Source organism: Chthoniobacterales bacterium, assembly GCA_036569045.1.
GTDB lineage: Bacteria > Verrucomicrobiota > Verrucomicrobiia > Chthoniobacterales > JAATET01 > JAATET01.
The window spans coordinates 12,649-32,363 of record DATCRI010000084.1 but is presented as its reverse complement, the minus strand read 5'-3'; the positions used below and the strand labels follow the sequence as shown (position 1 = coordinate 32,363).

The 19,715-nt window shown below is 63.2% G+C and carries 18 protein-coding genes; 12 read left to right on the top strand and 6 right to left on the bottom strand.

Annotated features, from left to right (window positions below; translation table 11 throughout):
• The first annotated feature begins 44 nt into the window (after positions 1-44).
• From VIM61_14770 to VIM61_14735, 8 genes are all read left to right on the top strand, one after another.
• Positions 45-737, top strand: coding sequence for a hypothetical protein (locus tag VIM61_14770; GenBank protein ID HEY8901672.1), 693 nt, complete (start codon positions 45-47; stop codon positions 735-737).
• A 14-nt stretch (positions 738-751) separates the two neighbouring features.
• A complete protein-coding gene (locus tag VIM61_14765) occupies positions 752-1,471 on the top strand; it encodes a hypothetical protein (GenBank protein HEY8901671.1) in 720 nt (239 codons plus the stop codon).
• Between the two features lie 243 nt (positions 1,472-1,714).
• Complete coding sequence (locus tag VIM61_14760) at positions 1,715-4,510, top strand: tetratricopeptide repeat protein (protein HEY8901670.1); 2,796 nt, start codon at positions 1,715-1,717, stop codon at positions 4,508-4,510.
• A gap of 41 nt (positions 4,511-4,551) precedes the next feature.
• The gene (locus VIM61_14755) at positions 4,552-5,406 is read left to right on the top strand and encodes a tetratricopeptide repeat protein (protein ID HEY8901669.1); all 855 of its coding nucleotides are present in this window, start codon (positions 4,552-4,554) and stop codon (positions 5,404-5,406) included.
• Positions 5,399-6,223, top strand: coding sequence for a MotA/TolQ/ExbB proton channel family protein (locus VIM61_14750; GenBank protein HEY8901668.1), 825 nt, complete (start codon positions 5,399-5,401; stop codon positions 6,221-6,223). Before VIM61_14755 ends, VIM61_14750 begins: the two co-directional genes overlap by 8 nt.
• A gap of 37 nt (positions 6,224-6,260) precedes the next feature.
• Positions 6,261-6,716 carry a biopolymer transporter ExbD gene (locus tag VIM61_14745; GenBank protein HEY8901667.1) on the top strand — a complete coding sequence of 152 codons (456 nt, stop codon included), beginning with the start codon at positions 6,261-6,263 and terminating at the stop codon, positions 6,714-6,716.
• A 63-nt stretch (positions 6,717-6,779) separates the two neighbouring features.
• Positions 6,780-7,169 carry a biopolymer transporter ExbD gene (locus VIM61_14740; protein HEY8901666.1) on the top strand — a complete coding sequence of 130 codons (390 nt, stop codon included), beginning with the start codon at positions 6,780-6,782 and terminating at the stop codon, positions 7,167-7,169.
• Positions 7,170-7,314: 145 nt separating this feature from the next.
• Positions 7,315-8,595, top strand: a complete 1,281-nt coding sequence (locus VIM61_14735; GenBank protein ID HEY8901665.1) for a hypothetical protein — start codon at positions 7,315-7,317, stop codon at positions 8,593-8,595.
• A 234-nt stretch (positions 8,596-8,829) separates the two neighbouring features.
• Here the strand turns inward: VIM61_14735 and VIM61_14730 are convergent, their stop codons facing one another.
• Positions 8,830-10,194, bottom strand: coding sequence for a glycine--tRNA ligase (locus VIM61_14730; protein ID HEY8901664.1), 1,365 nt, complete (start codon positions 10,192-10,194; stop codon positions 8,830-8,832).
• 107 nt (positions 10,195-10,301) lie between these two features.
• Here VIM61_14730 and VIM61_14725 point away from each other — a divergent pair, with 107 nt between their 5' ends.
• Positions 10,302-10,901: a TIGR00645 family protein gene (locus VIM61_14725; GenBank protein HEY8901663.1), complete on the top strand. Its 600-nt coding sequence runs from the start codon at positions 10,302-10,304 to the stop codon at positions 10,899-10,901.
• Positions 10,902-11,033: 132 nt separating this feature from the next.
• A complete protein-coding gene (locus tag VIM61_14720) occupies positions 11,034-11,348 on the top strand; it encodes a multidrug efflux SMR transporter (protein ID HEY8901662.1) in 315 nt (104 codons plus the stop codon).
• 9 nt (positions 11,349-11,357) lie between these two features.
• Here VIM61_14720 and dxs read toward each other — a convergent pair whose 3' ends face one another.
• The 5 genes from dxs to VIM61_14695 are packed head-to-tail and all read right to left on the bottom strand — an operon-like array spanning position 11,358 to position 17,314.
• Positions 11,358-13,247: a 1-deoxy-D-xylulose-5-phosphate synthase gene (dxs, locus tag VIM61_14715; protein ID HEY8901661.1), complete on the bottom strand. Its 1,890-nt coding sequence runs from the start codon at positions 13,245-13,247 to the stop codon at positions 11,358-11,360.
• Positions 13,248-13,251: 4 nt separating this feature from the next.
• Positions 13,252-13,512 (bottom strand): exodeoxyribonuclease VII small subunit, encoded by a 261-nt coding sequence (gene xseB / locus VIM61_14710; protein HEY8901660.1) that lies wholly within the window; start codon positions 13,510-13,512, stop codon positions 13,252-13,254.
• Positions 13,509-15,242, bottom strand: a complete 1,734-nt coding sequence (locus VIM61_14705; GenBank protein HEY8901659.1) for a glycosyltransferase family 39 protein — start codon at positions 15,240-15,242, stop codon at positions 13,509-13,511. Before VIM61_14705 ends, xseB begins: the two co-directional genes overlap by 4 nt.
• Positions 15,243-15,266: 24 nt before the next feature.
• Positions 15,267-16,640 (bottom strand): sigma-54 dependent transcriptional regulator, encoded by a 1,374-nt coding sequence (locus VIM61_14700; protein HEY8901658.1) that lies wholly within the window; start codon positions 16,638-16,640, stop codon positions 15,267-15,269.
• A 41-nt stretch (positions 16,641-16,681) separates the two neighbouring features.
• On the bottom strand, positions 16,682-17,314 hold the full coding sequence (locus VIM61_14695) for a DUF1919 domain-containing protein (GenBank protein HEY8901657.1): 633 nt from the start codon (positions 17,312-17,314) through the stop codon (positions 16,682-16,684).
• A gap of 136 nt (positions 17,315-17,450) precedes the next feature.
• On the opposite strand from VIM61_14695, the gene VIM61_14690 reads away from it, so the two are divergent.
• On the top strand, positions 17,451-18,740 hold the full coding sequence (locus VIM61_14690) for a carbohydrate porin (protein HEY8901656.1): 1,290 nt from the start codon (positions 17,451-17,453) through the stop codon (positions 18,738-18,740).
• Positions 18,741-18,747: 7 nt separating this feature from the next.
• A complete protein-coding gene (locus tag VIM61_14685) occupies positions 18,748-19,692 on the top strand; it encodes an antibiotic biosynthesis monooxygenase (GenBank protein HEY8901655.1) in 945 nt (314 codons plus the stop codon).
• The last annotated feature ends 23 nt before the right edge of the window (positions 19,693-19,715 follow it).

The window sequence follows — 19,715 nt, the reverse complement described above, 5'->3', positions numbered from 1 at the left end:
GCGGCCTTCATCGATTCCCCACCGACGTCGCGCAGGGTCGACGCATGTTCAACGCGCCCGCTCGTTTCCGACGCCTGCTGGGAGGCAACGCCTCGGCCCAGCGGACGTGGCTGGAGGAACGAAGCTGGCGCTGGGCCGGCGTGTGCGTCCTGGTCATCGTGATTGGTGGCGGGCTCTACGGAGCCACGCTTGGCCTCTGGCGCGATGGATGGCAGGCGGTGTTCACGGCGATCAAGTTTCCGCTCCTCGTCTTCCTGACCTGCGGCGGAAATGCCGCGCTCAATGGCTGCCTCGGCCAGCTTCTCGGCAGTGGGATGGGATTCCGCCAGACGACGCTCGCCATCCTGATGAGTTTCTCGGTGACCGCCATGGTGCTCGCGGCCATTGCGCCGATCATGCTTTTCCTGCTTTGGAACACGCCATCGCTTGCCGCAGGAAATGGCATCGGTGGGCATAACGTCACGCTGCTCGCGCATGTGGGCGTCATCGCTTTCGCTGGTATCATCGGCGTGCGGCGTCTTTTCCGGCTGGTTGTCGTCACGAGCGGTAGCGCGGCGGTGGCCCGGCGCGTGTTGTTCGGCTGGCTCGCCGGCGCGCTTCTGCTCGGCACGCAGCTCGCGTGGGTGCTCCGTCCCTTCATCGGCAGTCCCGGGCTCGCCGTGGAATTTTTTCGGCCCGATCCGCTGCACGGCAATTTTTTCCAGGCCGTCTGGCGCGCGATTCACCACCTCCTTTAACCCAAACACATGCCATGAACGACGAACCACCCGCCCTGCCGCCTCGCAACTCCTTCGAATATGTCCGGATGGACGAACCACCCACAACCTGGAGCGTGATTTCCGCGTTGCTCAAACAGCCGGGGAAGGTCGTCTGCGAGCTTCTGGAAGGGCGGGCCGCCACGGTGCTCGGCGCGCTCTCCCTCGTGGCGGTCGTCGCGCTCGGGCTCTACGGCCTCGTGGTGGGCAGCCTGGAAGGCGGGGCGCAATACGGGATCGCCCCAGCCAAGATCGTGGGCGGCTCCGCCGTTGCCGCGCTGATCTGTTTGCCGAGCCTTTTTGTCTTCCTGTGCCTGAATGGGGCGGACGTGCGGCTGCGCGATGTGGTCAGCTTGCTGATGGCGAGCATCTGCCTGACGGCCGTTCTGCTGGTGAGTCTCGCGCCGATCGCGTGGATCTTTTCGCAATCCACCGATTCCGTCGCGTTCATGGCGTGCCTGCACATCGTGCTGTGGCTTGTCGCGCTCGGCTTCGGCCTGCGGCTGCTCTCAAAATCGGCCATCATCGCCTGGAGCGGCGCGAGCAGCCGGCTGGGCGTCTGGGCCTGCATCTACGTGCTCGTCTGCCTGCAGATGATGACCGCGATGCGGCCCATCGTCGGCGCCTCGCCGACTCTCCTGCCGACGGAAAAACAATTCTTCCTCGCGCATTGGATGCACATCCTCGGAGGTTCCCTCGAGCCGGGCCGCGATTGACTTTGTCGCCCCCCCACGGCGAAAAAATCTTACAGATATGCGGGTCAATTTCCATTGACACACAAATTTCGCTGATTAGAGGAGGTGCCGAAAACTCGATTCAAAGCTCTATCATTGACGAACTTTAAAGCCATTTACCGTCCCTCCGGAAATCCGCATCAATCATGAATATCGGTGATCTCGGGGAGTATGGGTTCCAGCAACGGCTTCCTCATTAATTCTGGATTTTGCTTGGCAGCCGGCGTGATCCTTCTGGGTCTTCTGGCGAGTTCGAACGCTCCTGCTCAGGCGCCTGCCGGATTTCCGGCCCCGGAGACGGCCCCGGCCGCCTCGGGAATACCGCTTCAGAAGGCCTACCAGGATGGCGCGGCGGCCTTCGCCCGGGGCGATTACGCCACCGCTGCGCCGCTTCTCGAGACGGTGGTGTCCCAGGCACCTCCCGAAGCACGCATCGAAGTCGTCTATCTGACGCTTGCGGCCGCCTACATGCGGAGCGAGCAATATGCCCCGGCCACGGAAACACTGCGGAAATTCCTCGAAAGATATCCCTCTTCGCCCAGCCGGAACGAGGCGATGGTCTCGCTCGGCTTTGCTGCCTTGAAGTCCGGAAATTTTGAAGCCGCGATCGCCGGCTACAAGCAACTGGAGGCTAATCCGAAATTCCGGGAGCGGGCGCTGCTTGGTGAGGGAAAGGTTTATCTGGAATCGCAGCAATACGACCGGGCCGTCGAGATTTTGCGCCTTCTGGTCGGCACGGGCGTCAAGAACGCGTGGCAGGCCGAGGGATTGCTGCTGCTGGCGGACTCCTACGCGAGAGGCAAGGCTTACGATAAGGCCATTGCGACCCTTGGCCAGTTGCGCAAAAACGTCGGCTACCTGCCGAACATTTTCCGACTGAACACGATGGCTTTCCGTCTCGGAGATCAACTCCTCAACGAAAAGAAGGCCGATCTCGCGCTCGGAGCCTACGAAGTTGTCCTTTCCAAGCAAAGGGTCATCGAACTGCAGGAGGCGGGTCTCCAGAACATGCAGAAGCAGCTGGCGGACAATGCTCTGACGATGCGGACCGATCCCAGCAAGGTCGCGGAGCTAATGGGCCAGAACACGTTTCTGTCGCAGAGTATCTCCGAGGCGTCCCGGATGCTGACTGAATACCGGAACACCCCGGACTTTTCCTCCGCGCACCTTCTGCGACTTGCGCGGGCCTACGCGGAGACCAAGCAACATTGGGAGGCGCTCGCGATCTACGGCGAGTTTTTGCGGCGTTATCCGGAAGATCCCGAACGCCAGGAAGCCCTTTATGGCATCACCGTGGAATCTGCGGAAGCCGGCCGTATCGCGGAGACACGGCGCTATGCCGAGCTGTATCTGAACGAGTTTCCCGACCACCCAAACGCGGATGCGATCGGTTACCTGCTGGGCACGACCGCGCTAACGGCGAACGATCCCGTGGCGGCGGAGACTTATTTCGGAAGGATGCTCAAGGAGCAACCGAACAGCAAATTTACGGAACAGATCCGGTTTTTTCTCGGGAACAGCCGCTTCGCCCAGGGCAAGTATGAGGTGGCGCTCAACGATTACCGTCGGTATCTGACCGATTTTCCGAGCGGTCAATTCGTGGAGGAATCCCGGTTTCGCATCGGCCTTTGCCAGCTTCTCTCGGGAGATTATGACGCGGCAACAACTTCCCTGAACGATTATCTGAAGACCTATCCGGATGGATTTTTCGTCCCGGACGCTCGCTACCGGCTGGGAGTCTGCAAATTCAGCGCGTCCAAATATGCGGAGGTCATCGCCGACTGCGACCAATGGATGAAAGACTATCCCGGCGCCCAGCTTTCCGCGGAAGTCATCGCCTTGAAAGCCGACGCCCTCGCCGAGAACGACCAGATCGACGAGGCGATCGACGCCTATCAGCAAGCCTACAATCTGGGCAAAAACGACGGCGTGATTGGTTACTCGCTATTTGCGATGAGGAAGTTGCTCCAGCAGAAGAAGGACTGGAAACGCATCGAGGCCGTGTTCAGCGACTTCGTCAGCCGCCATCCGTCCCACCCTTCCGTGCTGGCAGGGATCTCTGCCGTGACCCAGGCCAAGGCCCGCCTGGGCCGCGCCGACGAGGCTCGCCAGTATGTGGCCGACGCCATCCTCCTCACGATCGCCGACGTGCGCCGGGAAACCGTGGAGGAATTGATTGCGCAGCTCGTGACGCTTTGTGTGCGAATGCGACCCGACCAGACGGGCAAGCGCCCGGAACCTCAGCGCGAGTTTGACCGGCTGATGGCGGAGGTGAGCGAGGACAAGACTCCGGTGACGCAAGCCCGCCTTCTCTACGCAAAGGCGGAACTTTGCCGGGAGTTCAAGGACGAAGGCGGAAGCGAAGCCGCCATGACGACGCTCGCCAATGCCTACAAGCCGGATGTGCTCAGCCCGGCGTTGCTGGCATTCACCGGAGACTTTCTCCTCGGCAAGGGAGACTCCCGGCGGGCGACCGCGTATTACGAGCGTCTGGAAAAGTCGTTTCCCAAGAGCAGCTACCGGGAATACACCGATGTGGGTCTCGGCCAGATCGCCTTGAACGAAGGCCGGCTCACGGAGGCGTTGAGGCATTTCCAGACCGCTCTCGAGAAGAGCGGAGCTCGCGCGAAGTTGAAGGAGGCGACCCTCGGCAAGGCGAATACCCTGTTCGCGCTGGGGCGCTTTGACGAGGCCCGGGCGTTGTTCGAGGCGGTGGCGTCCACCCGCGAATGGCGAGGCGAGGCGACGGCGTCCAGCATTTTCGCGCTTGGTCAGATCGAGAGTCAGGCCGGAAACCTGCCCAAAGCCATCGCCTATTACGAGAAAGTCTACATGGGCTATCGCCTGTATTTGCCGTGGGTCGCGAAGGCCTACGCCGCTAACGCAGGCTGTTACGAGAAATTGGGAGACGGGGCCAAAGCCCGCTCGATCTACGAGGAGTTCCTCCAACATCAGAATCTCTCCGGCTTCCCGGAATTCGAAACCGCGCGCAAGCGCCTGGCGGAGATGACGCAAGGATGAACCCACAGATTATCGGAATTGCATTCGCTGGGCTCGTGGCCATGGCCTCAGGGGCAGCCGCGCAGAGCACCTTCAATTCTTCCAAAATTCAGCTTCGCGACGGCACGACCCTCGAAACCGACACCGTCAAGGGAGCCCGTGACGGTTATGTCTCCGTCAATCGCGAGCTGGCCCCCGGAGTGGTCGCCCAGATCGACTACAACCCGAAAATGGTGGAAAAGATCGAGTTTCCCGAGAATCCCCGGCTCAAGCGCGCCATGCAGTTGATCGATCTTGGCCGGCCGGCGGAGGCCCTGGCGTTGATCAATCCCGTGCTTGCGGACCGGCAGAAGCTCGCGGCAGTCCGGGGAAACGACGCGGCCGCAAGCGCCGTGATCAAGGTCAAGGCCCTGGCGGGACTCAAGCGCGAGCAGGAGGCCCGGCAGATTATCGACCAGCTCACGAAGAACGCCGACGATCCCGAAGTGATCCGGGCGGCGCTGGTCGAGATCATGGCGGTGTGGGCGCGCTCCGGGGAATACCAAAAGGCGGACAATTATTACGACAAGGCCATCGCCGAGAGCACCAATCCCCAGACCATCGCCACGGCCTGGTGCCGGAAGGGCGATGCGCTCCTCGCGCTGGAGCAGTATGACGCCGCGTTGCTCGCTTACCTCCGAGTGCCGACACTTTATTCGGACCAGGAAACCGTCCTGCCCGCATCGCTGCTCGGGGCCGCGGAGGCTTACCTCGGTCTCGAGGACAAAACCCACGCCGTCGCCGTCCTGAAAAAACTCATCCGGGGAAACCCCGCCTCGCCGGAGGCTGCCAAGGCCAAAATCGAACTGGCCAAACTCAATTCCGACTCTACGAGTCCGACCAACGACACCGAATATCCACCGACCACGAATGAATAAAACCAAACTCATCTCCAGTCTTCTTCTGGCTGGCGCCTTCCTCCTTAGCATCGGCTCCCTCTGCGCGGCAGAGCCCGGAGCGCCCGCCGCCGTCCACACCAAAACGCTTTTCGAGCAGCTCAAGGAGGGCGGCTGGGTCATGTTCCCGATCGCCATCTGCTCGATGGCCACGGTTTACCTGATCGGCGATGGAATCCTTCGCACCGGCCGAAAGAAGATCGCGCCCCTCGACCAGCAGGCCGTGCTGAAGAGCCTGTTCCAACGGGGCGATTACCTCGACGCCTACGACTATTGCCGCGCCAACCCTTCGGTGCTGACCAATGTGACCCGCGCAGGCCTCAGCCTGGTGGGAGATGGCGCGGAGGCCACCCAGGAGGCCATCACCACGGAGGTCCTCAAGGAGAACTCCCGCATTCAAACGATGATCAGCTACCTGTCGGTGATTGGCGTCTGCACGCCGATGATCGGTCTGCTCGGAACGGTTACAGGAATGATCAAGGCCTTTGCGACGCTGGGCAGCACCGGCATCGGGGATCCCTCCAGCCTCTCCGCCGCGATCGGCGAGGTGCTTGTCGCCACGGCGAGCGGCCTGTTCATCGCGATTCCCGCCTTTGGCGCCTATTACTTCCTCCGCAATCGGGCCGCGGCAGGGATCCACGACGTGCAGGACGTCGTCGCGCGACTGTTTCGGAAAATGCCCTACGAGGCGATGCCTGGCGTCATCATCGGCGAAAACGAACCCCAGGCCGGCTGGCCGAGCTGGCTCGTGTCTTCGGAAACGGTTGTGCCCGTCACTCAGGAACCTTCCGTTGCCTGATCGGGCCTGGGAAACGTTATCGATCGGAGAATAAGCCATGGCAGGAGGCGGAGGCAGTTTGAATGGCGACCCGGAATTTCAGGTCGCTCCGATGGTGGACGTGCTGCTCGTCCTGCTCGTGTTTTTCATGGCGATCACGTCGGCGCAGGTCCTGAAGGTGGATAAGACCATCAAGCTACCCGTGGCGGCCAATGGCCTGAAAAAGGAAAACAGCCGCACCGAGATCGTCGTCAACGTGCGATGGGATGACAAAAAGAAGGTCGCGAACTTCATCATGAATGACCGGACTTATGCCACCATCGACAGCCTTGCGACGGACCTTCAGGCCGCGAAGTCCAACAGTCGCAAGCCGCCGGTGGATCCGAAGTTGCCGCCGCGCCTGGTCATTCGCGCGGATCGCGACGCGGAACTCGGCGTCATCTCTCAACTCATGAACGCCGGAGCGGCTGCGGGAATCTCCGACATCTCGTTTTCTTCCGTAAACAAGGAGTAACCAATTATGGCGCGCGTAGATCCATCCATCGACGAGGGGGCTCTGGGATTCCAGATCGCTCCCATGATCGACGTCGTTTTCGTCATCATGCTGTTTTTCATGGTGATGGCCGGGGCCGTGAAAGTGGAGAAAGAGCTGAACATCGACCTTCCTGGCGTGGCGGATACGGATGCGCCCGTGAACTTCGTTGATGAGCAGATCATCACGGTCTCCGACGTTGGCGACGTGACCTTGAACGACGAGCCGATGGACTCCCCCCAGAGCGCCCAGCTGCCGCAACTGACGGCGGCGCTGTCACGGCTCAGGCAAAGTGCCGAAGCCGCCAAGTCCCCGCTCGTGGTCACCATCGTGAGCGATCAGGTCGCCCGATACAGTCGCGCCATTCAGGTGCTGGATGCCCTGGCCGCAGCGCGGATCGAAGCTGTCACGTTTACCGTTTCCGATGATGAATAAAGGCATTCCGCTTCCGCCAAACTCCCGCCCGGCGCGCGTCCCTCGCTACCACCAGGCGGGCGCCTCCGCTCTCCGGCCTTCCTCCCCGCCGGCGGCTCCCGCCCCCGCGGCCGCCATGAAAGCGGCGCCAATCCCAAAGGCATCGTTGAAACCGAAAGGACCGCCGGTCGCCAAGCGTCCCTCTCCAACGAAGCCGGTCGCTGCACCGAAGACGCCTCCCGCTCCGGTGGAAGAAACGCCGAAGCTGGCAGCTCCGACCGAATCGCAGTCGAAGACGCCGGACGGCAAGAACCGGATATGGTTCATCATCATCAGCGTGCTTGCGCACGTCGTTTTCCTGGCGGGAGCGTGGTATCTGGTCGTCAATACCATCACCGAGCGCCCCACGAACTTCAAAGCCGTGGTGGTGCCGCCAACCGACAGCCAGAAGAAGATCGAACACACCGTGCAGCTTGCGCAAAAGCGCGAGGCCATGAGCGCCCCGGTCCAGCCAAAGCGGATCACGGCAACCGGCGCCTCGGCGGTCAATTTGCCGGAGCTCGAACTCACGCCGGATACCGATAGCTCGCTTCTCAGCGACACCCAGGGATTGGGTCTCCCCGGTCGAGGCGCCTCGTTGGGATTGGGAGGCCTGGGGGCGACGAATTCTCCCGGCATGGCCGCCACTCCCTTTTTCGGGGTGTCATCGCCGAACGGCGGAATCGAGGGAAATTTCTACGACATGAAGCGGGATCGCGCCGATCGGCCCACGGGCATGAACGTCCCCCAATACACCGGATTCCTTAAGAAATTCCTGTCCGGGGCCTGGCGCATCCCCAGCGAGAATAAATACTGGAAGTCGCCGACGAAACTTTACGCGAACCAGTTTTTCTTTCCCGCCATTCCCGATACCGAGGCGGGCAGGGCTTTTCAGGCTCCGGAATCCGATCCCGGCGAATGGATCGCCCACTACAAAGGAACCGTGGTGGCCGCCAAGTCGGGCACCTTCCGGCTGGTCGGATTTGGCGACAACGTGATGATCGTGAAGCTGGGCGGCACACTCGTCCTCGACGCTTCGGATCATGGCTATTCCGGCACCGCCCGGGAGGAAATGGGCGCAGCTTCCTTTCCGAACAAAAGATCGACGCCGATCTTTGCCGGAAAGTGGTTCACGCTCAGGGAGGGAGAAAGCAAGTCGATCGAAATCCTCGTCGGCGACGAAGGCGGAATTTATTGTGCGGGATTATTCGTCGAGACGGAGGGCATGAAATGGACGCCGGGGCCATCCGGAATCCCGCAACTGCCGCTCTTCTCGATCGCCCCGATCTCCGATTCGGCCAAGGGCGTGCTTCAAAAATATTTGCCCCAGGAGTCGCTGACCGGTTCTCCATTCAGATCGGCCGAAAGGTCATCCAGCGGGCTTCCCGCCCTGCCCGGCACTCCGTAACCGGTTCGAGAGGATTCGAAGCACGGCGCCTCCCGGGAAGGTCGGCGCCGACGGTATTCTCGGCTCTCCATGAGCGCGCAGGGGCGCGCGCCCGGTCTCCGGGAAAAACCCGCTGGAGAATTCCTTCCGCCGGGTCTTTTCATGCCCGGGTCTGCAGGCCGCGCGGGTGAAGAAGGATTGACGAGGCTCTCACGCGGGGATCGGCGGAATCCTCCCCCGGAGAGGCAATACCGGTCAGCTGATCTGCTCGATCAGCCAGGCCTTCAGGTCGGCGATGGCCATGCGTTTCTGTTCCATCGAGTCGCGGTGGCGCAGCGTGACGGTGTCCTGCGTCTCCGGGCCGTTTTCGCCAATGGTGTCGAAATCGACCGTCACGCAAAAGGGCGTGCCGGCTTCGTCCTGGCGGCGGTAGCGGCGGCCGATGGCGCCGGTCTCGTCGTATTGCACCATCATGTGCGGACGGAGCAGGGCGACGATTTCCTCGGCCTTCGCGACGAGCTCGGGCTTGTTCTTCAGGAGCGGGAAAATGCCGACCTTGATCGGGGCCATGCGCGGGTGAAAGCGCAGCACGGTGCGCACCTCGGCCTTGCCCTTCTCGTCGGTGACGGTTTCCTCGTCGAAAGCCTCGCAGATCAGCGCGAGCGTGGTGCGATCCACGCCGGCACTGGGCTCGACGACGTGCGGCACGAACTTCTCGTTCTTCTCCTGGTCGAAATAGTCCAGCGGCTTGCCGCTGGCGGCGATGTGCGCGGAAAGATCGTAGTCCGTGCGGTAGGCAATGCCCTCGAGTTCGCTGATGCCGAACGGGAACTCGTATTCGAGATCGTAGGTCTTCTTCGAATAGAACGCGCGGTCGCCGTCCGGCACGTCGAGGATGTGGATCTTCGATCGAGGAATGCCGATGTCTTCGTAGAATTTGAGCCGGTGCTCGAGCCACTCGTCGGTGAGGCGCAGGCCATCCTCGGCGCGGCAGAAATACTCGATCTCCATCTGCTCGAACTCACGCGAGCGGAACGTGTAGTTGCGGGGATTGATTTCGTTGCGGAAGGCCTTGCCGATCTGCGCGATGCCGAAGGGCAGCTTCTTGCGCGAGGTGTCGAGCACGTTGCGGAAGTTCACGAAAATCGCCTGCGCGGTCTCCGGGCGGAGGTAAACGAGGTTATCCTCGCTCTCGAGCGGACCGGCGTGCGACTTGAACATCAGGTTGAAGTCGCGCGGCTCGGTGAGGTCGCGACCGCCGCAGTTCTGGCAATACTTCTCGCCGTTCTTCTCCGGCAGCTGGTCCGCGCGGTAGCGGGTCTTGCACGTTTTGCAGTCGACCATCGGGTCGCTGAACGTCGCCTCGTGGCCGCTCGCCTTCCAGACGGCGCGGTTCATGATGATCGAGCCGTCCATGCCGACCATGTCGTCGCGCTCGCGGACATTGCGGCGCCACCAGAAATCCTTGAGGTTCTTTTTGAGCTCGGCGCCGAGCGGACCGTAGTCCCAAAAGCCGTTCAGGCCGCCGTAGATTTCGCTCGATTGGAAGATGAAGCCGCGCCGTTTGCACAGGCTGACGATCTTTTCCATGCGCTGGGCGTTGGGGTCTTTCGTGGACATAAGGGTCGGCGAGTAAAACACAGAGCGCGCGGCACGGACAGGGGGAAAACGCGTTCCGGTTGCGCGGAATCGCGGTCCGTGGTATCGCCATGCGCCTTCAAAATCTCATGACGGATCGCTCTTCCCAACCCATCTATCTTCGCGGCCTCGGCAGCCTGATCTTTTTCAGCCGCTGGCTGCAGGCGCCTTTGTATCTGGGCCTGATCGTTGCCCAGGCTGTCTACGTCGTTCAATTTTTCAAGGAGCTCGTCCACCTCATCCACGGGCTGTTTTATCCGACGCTGGATCCGCTGACTGGAGAGCTGGCGAAGTTTACCGAGCAGGACATCATGATTGCCGTTCTCGGCATGATCGATGTGGTGATGGTTGCGAACCTGCTGGTGATGGTCATCGTCGGTGGCTACGAGACCTTCGTTTCGCGGTTGAACCTGCGTGGGCATCCGGACGAGCCGGAGTGGCTGTCGCACGTGAATGCCGGCGCGCTGAAGGTCAAGCTGGCCACGGCGCTCATCGGGATTTCCTCGATCCATCTGCTCCGCACGTTCATCGAGATCGGTTCTCTGAAAACCACCCCCGGCGGCCTGGACGCGAACATGCAGATTCTGTGGCAGGTCGTTGTCCATATCACCTTCGTGGTCTCCGCTCTATTGCTGGCGCTGACGGATCGCATCACGACGCAGTCGGCGATCGCAGCCAAGGATCATTGATCTCGGGCGGGTTGCCATCCCGCGATCGTGCGTTAAACTTTGCGCGTCGCCGCATTTCGCGGTGACGCTTCGGGGACGACCCCGGAGAGAGTTGGAAGACGGGGGACGGCCTCCATTTTTTCGAAAATGGTTATGGCTTGGTTTTATCTGTTCGTTGCGGGAGTGCTCGAGATCGGCTGGTCGATCGGGCTCAAATACACGCACGGGTTCACGCGGCCCGTGGCCACGGCGTTCACGCTGGCGGCGATGGTCGCGAGCGTTGTCTTCCTTGCGCAGGCCGTCCGGACGCTGCCGCTTGGTTCGAGCTACGCGATCTGGGCCGGCATCGGCACAATCGGCACGGCAATCGTGGGAGTCGTGGCCTTTGGCGACGCGCTCACGCTGGCCCGCGCAGCCTGCCTGCTGGCGATCGGCGGCGGAATCGTCGGCCTGAAACTCGCGACGTGAGCGCGGGCGTCAGGCTGCGGACGGCGCGGCGGCGCGCTTGCGGGTCGGAAGGGCGGCGAGGATTTTCTCAGCGGCAGCCGCGGCGGTGAGGCCGTGCTTTTCGCGGAGGATCGGCACGCTGCCGTGCTCGATGAATTCGTCGGGCCAGCCGATGCGGACCACGGGCGTCGTGATGCGTTGCTCGGAGAGATGCTCCATCACGGAGCAGCCGAAGCCGTTGGGCAGGACGTGATCCTCGAGCGTGCAGATGACGTCGCAGCCGCGGGCGAAGAATTCGAGGGTGGCGGTGTCGAGCGGCTTGATCCAGCGGGGGTTGATGACGGCGGCATCGATGCCGTGCGCCTCGAGCAGGCGGGCGGTCTCGAGCGCGACCTCGCACATGTTGCCGAGGCCGAAGAGGGCGACCTGCTTGCCATGGCGGACGACCTCGGCCTTGCCGATCTCGAGCAGCCTTGGCTGGTCCTTGGGCTTCACGCCGGTGCCGGCGCCGCGGGGGTAGCGAATGGCGATGGGGCCGTTGTAGTGGGCCATCGTCCAGAGCATGTCGACGAATTCGTCCTCGTCCTTCGGCTGCATGTGCACGAGTCCGGGCACGGGGCGGAGGTAGCCGATGTCGAAGAGACCGTGGTGCGTGGGACCGTCGTCACCGGAGAGGCCGGCGCGGTCCATGCACAGGGCGACGTCGAGATTCTGCAGCGCGATGTCGTGCAGGATCATGTCGTAAGCGCGCTGCATGAAGGTGGAGTAGATCGCGAGGAAGGGTTTGCGCCCCTGGGTGGCGAGGCCGCAGGCGAAGAGGGCGGCGTGTTCCTCGGCGATGCCGACGTCGAAGAAGCGCTTCGGATGGCGCTTGGCAAAGCTGACGAGGCCGGTGCCGGTGGGCATGGCGGCGGTGATGGCGACGATGCGATTGTCGCGGTCGGCGAAGTCGGCCAGCGTGTGGCCGAGGAGCTCGGAATACGTCGGGGTGGGGGCGGCGGCGGTTTCGCCGGTGTCGGCCTGGAATTTGCCGAGGCCGTGGAACTTGTCGGGCTTCGCGAGGGCGGGCGCGTAGCCTTTGCCCTTCTTCGTGAGGATGTGAAGGATGACGGGCTCGGTCTGCGTCTTGAGGAACTCGAAGGTTTGCGTGAGCAGATCGACATCGTGGCCGTCGATCGGGCCGTAGTAGCGCAGGCCGAGATCCTCGAAGATCACGGACGGGGCGATGAGATTCTTCACGCCGGCCTCGATCTTGCCGGCGAGTTTGCGGGCGGTTTTTCCGCCGAGGCGCTCGACGAAGTGCGCGGCCTTTTCGTGGAGGTGCGCGTAGGATGGGTTCGCGACGATGCGGTTGAGATACTCGGCGACGGCGCCCACGTTCTTCGCGATGGACCATTCGTTGTCGTTCAGGACGACGATGAATCGCCGGGTGGAATTCGCGACGTTGTTGAGGGCCTCGAAACTGACGCCGCAGGTGAAGGCGGCATCGCCAGCGACACAGACGACGTGTTCGTCGCTCCCGCGGAGGTCGCGACCGGTGGCCATGCCGAGGGCGGCGCTGAGCGCGGTGCCCGCGTGGCCGGCGCCGTAGCAATCGTGCTCGCTCTCGGTGCGGAGAAGGAAGCCGTTCAGGCCCTCGTATTGCCGGATGGTGTCGAATCGCTCGTAGCGGCCGGTGAGCAGCTTGTGGACGTAGCCCTGGTGGCTGACGTCGAACACGAATTTGTCGGTGGGCGTATCGAAGACGCGGTGCAGCGCGATGGTGAGCTCGACGACGCCGAGATTCGGGCCGAGGTGGCCGCCGGTTTGCGAAAGGACACGGATGAGTTCCTGGCGAACTTCTTCGGCGAGGACGGGAAGGTCGGCGGCGGGCAGAGCCTTGACGTCGGCCGGAGACTTGATTCGCTGCAATAGCGGCATTCGGCTATTCTTCGCCGGTTGCGTCGAATTCCTCAAGCATGGGATTTCCGGCGGCGTCGCGGGTGATGATGCGGATCCGTTCCTCGGCGCGGGCGAGTTTTTCCTCGCAGAATTTCGAGAGGCCGATGCCTTCCTCGTATTTGGCAATGAGCGTCTCGAGCGGGAGCTCGCCGGCCTCCATTTCGCGGACGATCGCGTCGAGGCGCTCGAGGGCTGCTTCCAGCGAGGGCGCGGGGGATTCCGGAGATGGGGTGGCTTTGCTCATGGCGTTTTGACGGCGCTGGACCAGCGGTCGTGGTCGGCGAAGAGGACGACCTTTCCATCCACCGGCAGGAGCGTGGCGGCCTTCAGCGGAAAGGCTTTCACGCTCTGCGGCTGGCGCGTGATGAGGCCGGCCCACGCCTTGTATTCGCCGGTGGCGATGTCGGAGAGGAATCTCGCGTCCCCGGTGATGGGCGTGAGGTAGAGGCCCTGGATCGGGGCGCCAATGATGTCGTAGTCGCTGATCTCGATCATCGTTTTCGGCGTGTCGGGCAGCAGGAGGCATTTGCGATTCGCATACCAGGCGACGGCCCAGGGCATGTCGGAGCAGAGCGCTTCCTTGGGATCATACCAGTCTCCAAGAATGGCGATGTAGGGCGGGACGTAGGGCGGCCAGTTGACGGAGCGGGCCTGTCCGGCAAAGAGCGTGAGCAGCATCGGGATCGCGGCGAGAATGACGATCACGGCGTTGAAGATCAGGCGGAAGAGCGAGTGCTGGAAGCCGAGGCGATTCCACAGAACGAGCAGAAACGCGAGCCCGTAGAAGATCATCAGCGGGATGAAGACCGAGTGGAGCTGCGGATCGCTCACCGCGTTGGTGATCGGTCCGTAGGCGGCCATGCCGAGGACGGCGGCGACCCACATGGCGAGGATGCACCAGCGGAAGCGCGCGGCGGTCGGGCTTTTGAAAGGGTGAAAGAGCGAGCCGAAGAAGGCGAGGGCGGCGAGGTTCAGCCCGAGATAGGAGAACAGCGCGCCCATCTGGTCCACGATGCCGGTGCGGACCTTCATCTTGAAGCCGTAGAAGAGATCGCTGAAGTCCGGCTGGAGCGAGCGGACGAGGGTCATGTCCTGCCCAAGCGGGAACAGGGCAATGCCGAACGGATGGCCGCAAACCTGGATGTTCCGCACGATCCACGGCGTGAGCACGACGAGGAAGGTGGCGAGCGCAGCAAGGGGAAGAATCCGCGGGCGGAAATAGAAGAACGCGAAGAAGAGGTAGCCGAAGAAGAACCAGCACGCGAGCCAGTGCGAGAGCGTCATCAGGCCGAAGAGCGCGCCAATGCCTGCCTGCAAAAGCCATTTCTTGAGCGGCGGAGCCTGGGGAGCTGTCTCCTGCTCGTCCATGGCGCGAACGATCATCCAGCTCGCGACCATCAGAAGAAGCAACAGGAGCATGTGGGGCAGCCCCGAGAGCGAGAACTTCCACAGGATGTCGGTGACGAGCGCCAGCAGACAGGCGACGAGGGCCAGAGACGCGTCGAAGAGGCGCCGAGCCACGAAATAGCCGACGGCGACGGCGGCGAGGAAGAGGAGCGTCGAGAAAATCGCGATGGCGCGGTCGCCGGCGTAGACGATGTCCTTCGGGGTCATGTCCCAGTGGGACCTCGCGAGCAGAAGCGGGATCGTGTTGACCAGCGGGGAGAGCGGGGGCTGGAGGAAATCGGGGAAATTGCCGGCGGGGATGGATTTTTCGGCGTGGTTGAGCTGCCAGAGGGCCAGCGGACGGATGTATTTCGTCGAGAAACCTTCTCCCGAGGCCAGCGACCGGGAGATCTGGCCCTGATCCATCGCGGTGGGCGAGTCGAAGCCCGTGAACTGCACGAAAAGATAGAGCAGGGCCACCGTGAGCAGGACGACAACGCCGGCGAATGCCCGCAGCAACGGGGCAAGTTTACCCTGTTCGAGGGAGTGGATGGCGGTTTGAAAACCCTGGCCGGGAGACGGAACCATAAACGACGGAGGAAAAGGCGCGCGCTAGCGTTTGGTGATGTTCAGTTCTTTGAGCCGGCGATGAAGGGTGCGTCGGCTTATCCCCAGCCGTTCAGCGGCCGCGGACCGATTGCCGCCGCTTTCTTCCAGCGCGCGGAAGATAAGGACGCGTTCCGCGTGGTGCAAATCCAAAGCGTCTGGCTTTTGGGAAGGGGCCGTATCGGTCGCGACCGGCGGAATGGCGCTCCGAATGGCCGCCGGCAGGTCGCGCACGCCGATGCGCGGGGTGCTGCACATCACGACGCCGTGCTCGACCGCGGTGCGGAGTTCGCGGACGTTGCCGGGCCAGTCGTAGTCGAGGATGCAGGCCATCGCCTCGGGCGTGAGTTCGCGGAAGGGCTTCTCGTTTTCCCGCGCGGCATCCTTGAGAAAGGCCTGCACGAGAAGCGGGATGTCCTCCTTGCGGGTGCGCAGCGGCGGCAGAGTGATGGGCACGACGTTCAGGCGGAAGAAGAGGTCGTCGCGGAATTTGCCCTCGGCGACGAGTTTCGCGAGGTCCTTGTTCGTCGCGGCGACGAGGCGCACGTCGGTCTGGATCGTCTGGTTGCCGCCGACGCGTTCGAAGGCGCGCTCGCCGAGCACCCGGAGGATTTTCACCTGCGTGGAGGAGTCGATCTCGCCGATTTCGTCGAGGAAGAGCGTGCCGCCATTGGCCTGCTCGAAGCGGCCGATGCGTTTCTCGGTCGCGCCGGTGAAGGCGCCGCGTTCGTGGCCGAACAGCTCGCTCTCGAGGAGCTGCGGGGAGAGCGCCGCGCAGTGCACGGCGACGAATTTCTTCCCGGCGCGGGGGCTGAGGTGGTGGATGGCGTGGGCGGCGAGTTCCTTGCCGGTGCCGCTTTCGCCCTGGATGAGCACGGTGGCGCGGGAGGGAGCGACCTGCTTGAGGGTGTCGAATACCTGCACCATCTGCGGCGAGCGGCCGATCATCGCGTCGAGGGATTCGTTGCGCTGCACGCGTTCCTTCAACTCGACGTTCTCCCGCACGGTGTCGCGCTCGCGGAGAGCGCGGCGGATGAGCATCTCGAGGCGGTCGATGTTCACCGGCTTCGTCACGAAATCGTAGGCGCCGCGTTTCATGGCCTCGACGGCGGTGTCCACCGAACCGTAGGCGGTCATCATGATGCAGACCGGCGGCCGCGGGCGCTTCAGCACCTGCTCGATGAGCTGCATGCCGTTGTCCGCGCCGAGGCGGAGATCGGTGATCATCACGTCGGCGGACTCGGCATCCAGCGTGGCCAGCGCGCCGTCCTGGTCCCCGGCGATGTAAACCTCGAAACTGTCCTCGAGGGCGTCGCGCAGTCCTTCGCGGGTGTTCTTTTCGTCGTCGACGATGAGGACGGTGGGTTGCGAGCGTGCCATTTTGTCTCGCTCTTCTTACGCGAGGATCCTGCGAAAAACAACTACCGGTCGCCGTTCAACCACGCGGCGGCATTGAAATAGCGGAGCGACGGCCGGTAGGCGGCATGGCCATCGGGCACGCGGCCGGCGGCGAGGCATTCCCGAAGCACGATGCCGCTGGCGAGGCCGGGGTTCTCGCGCCCGAGGAGGGTGATCTTGTGCGCGAAGGGCAGGGCGTCGAAGGCGCGGAGCATGGCGGTGGCTTCGGCGGGATCGAGGCTGAGGTGGTGATCGCAGAACTTCACGCGCCACGTGGCGGGGTCGCGCGGCATGCGCTCGAGGCGGCGGGTCCATTTTCCGGCGGCCTCCTCGCGGGTCGGAAAATGCATGAAGTGGACCTCCGCGTCGCCGAGGAGCGCAAGCGGGTATTTGATCGGCCAGCCGTAGCGCGAGGTCTCGATGAACCGAAGGGGTTGCGCGAGATAACCGGGGACGTCGCCGAGGAAACGCAGGTAGCACTCCGGCGGGACGAGCGTGCCGACGAAGGGTGTGTTGTAGGAGATGTCGAGGTCGCGATAGAGCGCGGAGCCCCAGCAGTTGTTCGTGAGGATGGCGAACGGCTCCCGCACCGAGAAACGCAGTCGCAGCCGGTTTCCGTGATCGGAAAAGGCGCGAAAAATGGCCGCGGGCGTCATGGCTCCAGCATTTTGCGCCGGGGCGGGACCGGGAAGAACAATCTGCGGATTGTCCGTTCTCGAAGGGCGAAAATTTTTCGAGAGGTCGATGCAATTCATTCGCAGCGCGACGGGCGGCGCGCTAACGTCGTGAAAAATGCGCCGCGTTCGCTGGTTTCCAATGCTTGTCGCTGGCGTGATGTTCACGGCGACGGAGACCCGGGCAGGCTCGACGGACGAGGCGTTGGGGATCAGCGCAAACCCCGGCGCGATCAACCAGTCCACCGGCACGGGTCAGTTGGGCCGGCTCGCGGGTTTCAAAAAGGACTCTGGCGTGTTCCTCGGCGGCGTGTGGGTGGGCGACGCGAACTTCGTGATCTCCGGCGGGGCGGATCCGCAGGCGTGGAGCTTCAACAGCCTGTTCATCCTGAGTCTCGGTCTGGACGCGGAGAAGCTCATCGGCTGGAAGGGCGGCAAATTCGGCATCGAGTTCCTGCAGTTCGACGGACAGCAGACAAACCAGCAGGCCGGCAGCGCGCAGGGTTACAATTCGCTGCCGGGGCCGGAGCCGCTGCACCGCTCGGAGCTTTATCAGCTCTGGTGGCGGCAGGAATTCTTCGACGGCAAGCTCGTCGCGCGCGTCGGCAAGATGGTGCCGACGAATGACTTCGGCAACGTGCTGCGGCCCGTGCCGACGCAGGACGAGACGCTGGCCGTGCCGGCGGTGTCGGGGCTCGCCTTCACCCCGGTCTTCGTGAATCCCACGGCGCTTGGTGTGATGCCCGGTTATTACAATTCGACCTGTGGCGTGACGACGACGCTCGCGCCGACGGAAAATTGCTATTTCAACTACGGCTTCTACGACGGGAATATCGCGAACAACAACACGCAGACGGGCATGCTGGGGCCGCAGTTCAACGGCTACTATTTCCAGATCTGGGAGGCGGGCGGCGCGTGGGAGATTCCCGCCGGTCGCGCGGGAAATCTGCCGGGCTCGTTTGCCATCGGCCTGTGGAATCAAATCGGCGAACTGCGCGGGCCGGGCGTGACCGAGAACGGCGCGACGGGCGTGTATCTCTTCGGCTCGCAGCGCCTGTGGCTGCAGCATCCCGGCCGGGACAACGCCGGGGTGAGCGCGTTTTTCCAGTTTGGCGCGAACGACTCCGAGACGCTGCCGTTCCAGCGCTATTTTGGCGGCGGGATCACGGCTTTCGGCCTCGTGCCCGGGCGCTCGCAGGATTCCGCCGGTCTGGGCGTGGCGTGGTCGCGGTTGAACCCCCGGGAATTCTCGCGCGAGAGCGAACTGATGTTTCAGGGCTACTACCAGGCGCATCTCGTCGCCGCCACCTACCTGCAGCCGGTCGTCAGTTACATTCCGACTCCCGGCCTCGGCGCGGAGCTCGGCGGAGCCTGGGCCGCCACGATGCGACTGACCGTCTTGTTTTGAGAAATTCATGAGCGCCCCTGCCGTCCTGATCGCCACCGCCAAAGTTCGTCCCGAGGACGCCGACGCGTTCACGGCCTGGCAGGGGCACCACGACGCCGTCGTCTCGAAGTTTCCCGGATTCCTGAGCAGCGACCTCATGCCGCCCGGCAGCGCGGGCAGCGAGGAATGGACGTTCATCCTGAATTTCGAGACTGCGGCGCAGCTCGAGGTGTGGCAGAGATCGCCCGAGCGGGCGGCGGTGCTCGCGGAGGCGCTGCCATTCTTCGAGGGCGGCAACATCGGCGAAGTGATGGAACCGGGCGCCGGCCCGACGTCCCCGGGAACGACCGTTACCGAGGTGATCCTCTCGAAAGTGAAGCCCGGCATGGAGGCGACCTACCGCGAATGGGCGACCCGCATTCAGGCCGCGCAGGCGAAATACCCGGGCTATCGCGGCATGTATCTCCAGCCGCCGTCGGGGAAGGATTCGCATTGGACGACGCTTGTCCGCTACGACACCGCCGAGCACCTCGAAGCATGGATGGCCGCGCCCGAGCGGGCGGAGCTGCTCACGGAATCGAAGGCCTTCATCGAGAGCGAGGAGCTCATGCGGCTGGCGACATCGTTTCCCGGCTGGGTGCCGGTGGATCCCGTCACGGGCAAGGGCCCGCCGAACTGGAAGACCTCGCTGCTCGTGCTGCTGGGGTTGTTTCCGATCGTGATGCTGGAAATGAAATATCTCAGCCCGGTGCTGCATGCGCTCGGGCTGCACGCGTCGCTCGCGACCTTCATCGGCAATGTCATCAGCGTCTTCGCGACGAGCTTTGCCACGATGCCGCTGTTCGTGCGGTGGTTCGGCTGGTGGCTGTTTCCCGAGCCCGCATCCGCGGCCACGAGCTGGCGCGGCTCCGCAATTCTCGCGGGGCTCTTCGTCGCCGAAATCATTGCCCTTTGGTGGCTGCTGCCCTGGTAGCCCCGTTTCCTTCTCCCAAACAC

Excerpts from the sequence above, each read along its gene's own strand:
- VIM61_14695 (HEY8901657.1), bottom strand. The coding sequence starts at position 17,314 with ATGACGCCCGCGGCCATTTTTCGCGCCTTTTCCGATCACGGAAACCGG.
- VIM61_14705 (HEY8901659.1), bottom strand. The coding sequence starts at position 15,242 with ATGGTTCCGTCTCCCGGCCAGGGTTTTCAAACCGCCATCCACTCCCTC.
- VIM61_14770 (HEY8901672.1), top strand. The coding sequence starts at position 45 with ATGTTCAACGCGCCCGCTCGTTTCCGACGCCTGCTGGGAGGCAACGCC.
- dxs (HEY8901661.1), bottom strand. The coding sequence starts at position 13,247 with ATGCCGCTATTGCAGCGAATCAAGTCTCCGGCCGACGTCAAGGCTCTG.
- VIM61_14685 (HEY8901655.1), top strand. The coding sequence starts at position 18,748 with ATGAGCGCCCCTGCCGTCCTGATCGCCACCGCCAAAGTTCGTCCCGAG.
- VIM61_14720 (HEY8901662.1), top strand. The coding sequence starts at position 11,034 with ATGGCTTGGTTTTATCTGTTCGTTGCGGGAGTGCTCGAGATCGGCTGG.
- VIM61_14700 (HEY8901658.1), bottom strand. The coding sequence starts at position 16,640 with ATGGCACGCTCGCAACCCACCGTCCTCATCGTCGACGACGAAAAGAAC.
- xseB (HEY8901660.1), bottom strand. The coding sequence starts at position 13,512 with ATGAGCAAAGCCACCCCATCTCCGGAATCCCCCGCGCCCTCGCTGGAA.
- VIM61_14730 (HEY8901664.1), bottom strand. The coding sequence starts at position 10,194 with ATGTCCACGAAAGACCCCAACGCCCAGCGCATGGAAAAGATCGTCAGC.
- VIM61_14750 (HEY8901668.1), top strand. The coding sequence starts at position 5,399 with ATGAATAAAACCAAACTCATCTCCAGTCTTCTTCTGGCTGGCGCCTTC.
- VIM61_14755 (HEY8901669.1), top strand. The coding sequence starts at position 4,552 with ATGGCCTCAGGGGCAGCCGCGCAGAGCACCTTCAATTCTTCCAAAATT.
- VIM61_14765 (HEY8901671.1), top strand. The coding sequence starts at position 752 with ATGAACGACGAACCACCCGCCCTGCCGCCTCGCAACTCCTTCGAATAT.
- VIM61_14740 (HEY8901666.1), top strand. The coding sequence starts at position 6,780 with ATGATCGACGTCGTTTTCGTCATCATGCTGTTTTTCATGGTGATGGCC.
- VIM61_14725 (HEY8901663.1), top strand. The coding sequence starts at position 10,302 with ATGACGGATCGCTCTTCCCAACCCATCTATCTTCGCGGCCTCGGCAGC.
- VIM61_14690 (HEY8901656.1), top strand. The coding sequence starts at position 17,451 with ATGCGCCGCGTTCGCTGGTTTCCAATGCTTGTCGCTGGCGTGATGTTC.
- VIM61_14745 (HEY8901667.1), top strand. The coding sequence starts at position 6,261 with ATGGCAGGAGGCGGAGGCAGTTTGAATGGCGACCCGGAATTTCAGGTC.